The organism is Catenibacterium sp. GCM10023432, from assembly GCF_042651925.1.
GTDB classification, from domain to species: domain Bacteria; phylum Bacillota_I; class Bacilli_A; order Erysipelotrichales; family Coprobacillaceae; genus Catenibacterium; species Catenibacterium mitsuoka.
The window spans coordinates 1-5404 of record NZ_JBHSEB010000032.1; the positions used below are offsets into that span (position 1 = coordinate 1).

Annotated in this window: 4 protein-coding genes; all 4 read left to right on the plus strand. The window is 37.1% G+C overall.

The genetic code is table 11. From position 1 onward, the window contains the following. The first annotated feature begins 64 nt into the window (after positions 1–64). The 4 genes from ACFOZZ_RS04500 to pepF all read left to right on the plus strand — a co-directional run bounded on the left by ACFOZZ_RS04500 (position 65) and on the right by pepF (position 4885). Entirely contained in the window at positions 65–958 is an 894-nt protein-coding gene (locus tag ACFOZZ_RS04500) for a hypothetical protein (protein WP_055232838.1), read from the plus strand. A 75-nt stretch (positions 959–1033) separates the two neighbouring features. Then, entirely contained in the window at positions 1034–2218 is a 1185-nt protein-coding gene (locus tag ACFOZZ_RS04505) for a phosphoglycerate kinase (protein ID WP_278779384.1), read from the plus strand. Positions 2219–2242: 24 nt separating this feature from the next. Continuing rightward, entirely contained in the window at positions 2243–2989 is a 747-nt protein-coding gene (gene tpiA / locus ACFOZZ_RS04510) for a triose-phosphate isomerase (RefSeq protein ID WP_022425257.1), read from the plus strand. Positions 2990–3085: 96 nt separating this feature from the next. Further along, positions 3086–4885 carry an oligoendopeptidase F gene (pepF, locus tag ACFOZZ_RS04515; RefSeq protein WP_279148070.1) on the plus strand — a complete coding sequence of 600 codons (1800 nt, stop codon included), beginning with the start codon at positions 3086–3088 and terminating at the stop codon, positions 4883–4885. Positions 4886–5404 lie beyond the last annotated feature (519 nt).

The following is a 5404-nucleotide window of genomic DNA, read 5'->3' on the forward strand; positions in this document are numbered from 1 at the left end:
TGGATTTGAGTTTGGTTATATATTTGTGTCCGCGCAACGAAGGTGCGGGGAAATGGAGGAAAATATGAAAAGATTATTGAATTGTACAACAAGTGAAATGCTTGCAATGAATGGAGAAGAATTAAAACAGTCTATTCTTGCATGTGAAGGAAGAACTGTCATGACTGAAACAGTAGTGGCTATTCCGCCATTATTAGGAGACTTAACGAATGCGGAACTTGCTGTTTCTTTTGGTAGCGATATGGTTCTTTTAAATGTATTTGATTGCAATAATCCAGTGATCAATGGTTTACCAGAATGTGATGAACCAGTTAAGAAGTTACAGGAATTGATTGGTAGACCAGTAGGATGTAACCTTGAACCAGTAGACTTAGATGCTGATATGCTTGAAGAAAGACAGACAATTGCATCTGGTAGACAGGCAACTGCTGAAACATTTAAGAAAGCACAGGAATTAGGATTCAACTTCATCTGTTTAACAGGTAACCCAGGTGTTGGCGTATCTAATCATTCTATTGCAGCTGCAATTAAAGAAGCCAAGAAATATTTCAAGGGCCTCATTATTGCCGGTAAGATGCATGGTGCAGGTGTCAATGAACCTGTTGTAGATTTAGAAGCAATCAAGGAATTCATTGATGCAGGGGCTGATGTCATCTTAATGCCAGCTGTGAATACTGTTCCTGGATTATCTGAAGCAACAGTTACTAAAGCATGCGAATATATTCATGCACATAACGCTTTAGCATTATCTGCAATCGGTACAAGCCAGGAAGGTGCAGATACTGAAACAGTCAGAGAAATCGCTATTGTGAATAAAAGATGTGGTGTAGACATCCAGCATATCGGTGATGCTGGATGGTGTGGTATGGCTTTACCTGAAAATATCATGACGTTAAGCGTTGCCATCAGAGGAAAAAGATGGACATATCATAAAATTGCTTCATCTGTAAATAGATAATTAGTAAGAATAGTATTTTTGATTGTATATAAATATTTAATTGTGCTATAATTCGTCGTAGGAGGATGATAATTAATGGATAAATTAACAATTAGAGATATTGATGTCGCAGGCAAGACAGTTCTTGTACGTGTAGATTTCAATGTACCAAGAGACAAAAACACAGGAGAAATTACAGACGATAACAGAGTTGTTGCTGCATTACCAACAATCAACTACTTATTAGATCACAACCCAAAGGCTGTTGTACTTTTCTCTCATTTAGGTAAGATCAAGAAGGAAGAAGACAAAGCTAAGAACGATATGGCTGTTGTTGCTCCTAAACTTGCTGAATTATTAGGAAGAGATGTTAAGTTCGTAAACGCTACTCGCGGTGCTGAACTTGAAGAAGCAGTAAAGAATGCTGAAAACGGACAGGTTATCTTAGTTCAGAACACTCGTTATGAAGCTGGTGAAACTAAGAACGATCCTGAATTAGGTGCTTACTGGGCATCACTTGGTGATGTATTCGTAGAAGATGCATTCGGTTCAGTTCATAGAGCTCATGCTTCAACTGTAGGAATCGCTTCTCACTTACCAGCAGTTGCAGGTTTCTTAGTAGAAAAGGAAATCGCTTATATTGGTAAGGCAGTATCTGATCCAGAAAGACCTTTAGTAGCTATCTTAGGTGGTTCTAAAGTATCTTCTAAGATCGGTGTAATTGAAAACTTATTAAAAGTTGCTGATAAGATCATTATCGGTGGTGGTATGTGCTATACTTTCGCTAAAGCTCAGGGACATACAGTTGGTTCTTCATTAGTTGAAGAAGATAAGGTAGAATTAGCTAAGTCATTCATCGAAAAGGGTGGAGATAAGTTAATCCTTCCAATTGACTCTGTAGTAAGCAGTAAGTTTGGTGAAGATGGAGATATCAAGGTTGTTGGTGAAGATGTACCTGAAGGATACATGGGTCTTGATATTGGTCCTAAGACTGTTGAATTATTCGCTAAAGAACTTGAAGGTGCTAAGACAGTTATCTGGAATGGCCCTATGGGTGTATTCGAAATGCCTAAGTTCGCAGAAGGTACTAAAGCTGTATGTAGCATGTTAGCTAACCTTAAGGGTGCTAACACTATCATCGGTGGTGGTGACTCTGCAGCTGCTGTTAAGCAGTTAGGATTCGCTGATAAGGTATCTCATATTTCTACTGGTGGAGGAGCATCATTAGAATATATGGAAGGTAAAGTATTACCAGGTATCGCTGCTATCAACGATAAATAATTTTTCGAGGAGATATAATTTAAAATGAGAAAACCAATTATTGTAGGAAACTGGAAAATGAACCATGGCATCGCAGAAACAAAGGAATTTGTTGCTGCTGTTGATGGTAAAGTAACTGATAAAGCTGATTGGGGTATCGCTACTCCTTTCTTAGATTTAGCAACTGCTAAAGAAGGCGCAAAGAACTTAATTGTTGCTGCTGAAAACTGCCATTTCAAAGACAGTGGTGCTTATACTGGTGAAGTAAGCGTTGGAATGTTAAAAGAAATCGGTGTTGAATGGGTTATCTTAGGACATTCTGAAAGAAGACAGTACTTCGGTGAAACTGATGAAACTGTTAACTTAAAGATGCTTCAGGTATTAAACAACGGTATGACTCCAATCGTTTGTGTTGGTGAATCTTTAGAAGAATATGAAGCTGGAAAGACTCATGATGTAGTTAAGACTCAGGTTGTTGCTGCATTCAAGGATGTTACAGCTGAAGCTGCTGAAAGAGTAGTTATCGCTTATGAACCAATCTGGGCTATCGGAACTGGTAAGACTGCAACTAATGAAATCGCAGAAGACGTTTGTGGTTACATTAGAGGTGTAGTTGCTGAACTTTATGGTCAGGACGTTGCTGAAAAAGTAAGAATTCAGTACGGAGGATCTGTAAAGCCTGCTACATTAAAAGCTTTACTTGAACAGCCAAACATCGATGGTGCTTTAGTTGGTGGAGCATCATTACAGGTTGAATCATACGTAGCTATGATCGAAGCTTTAAACGACTAATTATTTAAGAGATGATTCCTTTGGAATCATCTTTTTTTGTGTATGAAACACAAATGAGTGGTATACTATAACTAACTCATTGAAAGGAGCAGTATTATGTCAGAAACAATGAAAGAACGTAAAGATATGGATCCACAATATATGTGGGACCTCTCAACACTTTTTAAAAATGATGAAGAATGGAATAACGCATTACCTGAACTTGATGAAATGATTAAGAAATTACCTGAATATCAGGGTAAACTCAATAATGCGAAAACAATCAGAGAATTCTTTGATTTTGATACACATCTAGGTAGAAAGTTATCTGATTTCTATTGTTATGCATCACTTAGAAATTGTGAAGATACAAGAGATAGTGATGCACAGGCAATGGAAGCAAAAGCGTATCAGGTCTATACAGCTTACGCAACTGCAATCAGCTTTGCTGAACCAGAAATCCTATCACTTGATGAAGACGTTTTAGAATCAATTGTACATTCAGATGATTTATTACCATATGCATTTAATATGCAGAAGTTATTAGATCAGAAACCTCATGTATTAAGTGCAAAAGAAGAGGCACTTCTTGCTGCCTTTACAGAAACATTAGGGGCTCCTAGTAAGATTTCTGAAAGCTTACAGGATGCTGATATGACATTTGAATCAGTGACTGATTCAAATGGAGAAGTCCATGAACTCAACCAGTCTAACTATATTCTTTTACAGATGAGTGAAGACCGTACACTTAGATTAAATGCCTTTAAATCTTTCTATAAAGGATTCAAGGAACATATTAATACCTTTGCCTCTACATATAATGCATGTATTAAAGAAGCAGTGGCAGAAGCACAGGTGAGACATTATGAGTCTTCACGTGCAATGAGCATGGCTTATGAACATGTACCAGGTGTAGTGTATGATAGTTTAGTCGATACAGTAAGAAAGTTCATGCCTGAAATGTATCGTTATGTACGTTTAAGAAAACAGATGCTTGGTTTAGATGAACTCCATTATTATGATGTTTATACACCTCTAGTTGCAGGATCATCTAAGTCATATACTTATGAAGAAGCACAGCAGATGGTATTAGATGCAGTCACACCACTAGGTGAAGACTATGTCAATAGAGTAAAACAGGCTTATAAGGATAGATGGATTGATGTTTATCCTAATAATGGTAAACGTGGTGGTGCTTTCTCTAGTGGTACATATGACTCTAATCCATACATCCTTACAAGCTTTACAGGTACATTAGATAGTGTCAGTACAATTGCCCATGAAATGGGTCATTCACAGCATACATGGCTTTCTAACCATACACAGACACCACAAAATGCAGACTATACACTCTTTGTGGCTGAAGTCGCTTCTACAGTTAATGAAAACTTACTTGTAGAACAGTTATTACAGAAGACAACTGAACCTAAAGAACGTTTGGCTTTATTAAACCACTATCTAGAAGGTTTCAAGGGCACTGTATATCGTCAGACAATGTTTGCAGAATTTGAAAGAGATGCACACGCCATGGCTGAAAGAGGAGAAGCCATCACTGCAGCAAGCATGAATACATTATATAAGAACTTGATTAAAGATTATTTTGGTGAAGATCTCGTCATTGATGATGAAGTACAGTATGAATGGGCTAGAATTCCTCATTTCTATAGACCATTCTATGTATATAAGTATGCAACAAGTTATTGTGCAGCAGTTGCGCTAAGTGAAGCAATTCTTAATAATGAAGAAGGTGCTGTAAAGAAATACTTAGAATTCTTATCAATGGGTGGTAGTGCTTATCCATTAGATGAGTTAAAGCATGCAGGTGTAGATTTTAGTACACCAGAACCTGTATCTAGAGCTTTAACTAAGTTCAGTCAGATTCTAGATGATGTAGAAGAAACATTAAAGAAGCTATAGAGGGGCTGTAACGGGTAAATAACTCATTATAGCTTCAGAAATAGTAAAAGGCGGACTTTTTTCTCTATAAGAAGATGGTTAAAGTTATTCAAGACAAATCTATGTAGACACTTCTTATTCCAAAGATTTGATTCACGACTATAGACAAAGAAACTTGCGACGAAACCATTGACCTGAGGTAACCAATCCACGAATAACAGAGTGGCCAACCGACAATAAATCTGTATAGAAGTTTCTTGTCCTGTGTTCTTGATTGAAAAAAAACGAAAAAACGAGGAAAAAACGAAAAAAACGAAAATCAAAGGAATGTGATATTTCCACTTGACAATCGTCATTTCATAACAGAATTATTGACCTTAAGAACATAATAGACAATTTATAAAATAAATAAAATAGACATCAGAAAACTACCCTTAAAAAGTTAACAGCCCAAAAGCAATCCCAGGAGCTCTAAAATGGTACCCATAAGGAGGACAACAACCTGACAGTTGTGATACCCCTCCTGTGGGTATCATTTTT

What these genes read in the sequence shown, in the direction of transcription:
- pepF (WP_279148070.1), top strand. Translation starts at nt 3,086, where the DNA reads ATGTCAGAAACAATGAAAGAACGTAAAGATATGGATCCACAATATATG.
- ACFOZZ_RS04500 (WP_055232838.1), top strand. Translation starts at nt 65, where the DNA reads ATGAAAAGATTATTGAATTGTACAACAAGTGAAATGCTTGCAATGAAT.
- ACFOZZ_RS04505 (WP_278779384.1), top strand. Translation starts at nt 1,034, where the DNA reads ATGGATAAATTAACAATTAGAGATATTGATGTCGCAGGCAAGACAGTT.
- tpiA (WP_022425257.1), top strand. Translation starts at nt 2,243, where the DNA reads ATGAGAAAACCAATTATTGTAGGAAACTGGAAAATGAACCATGGCATC.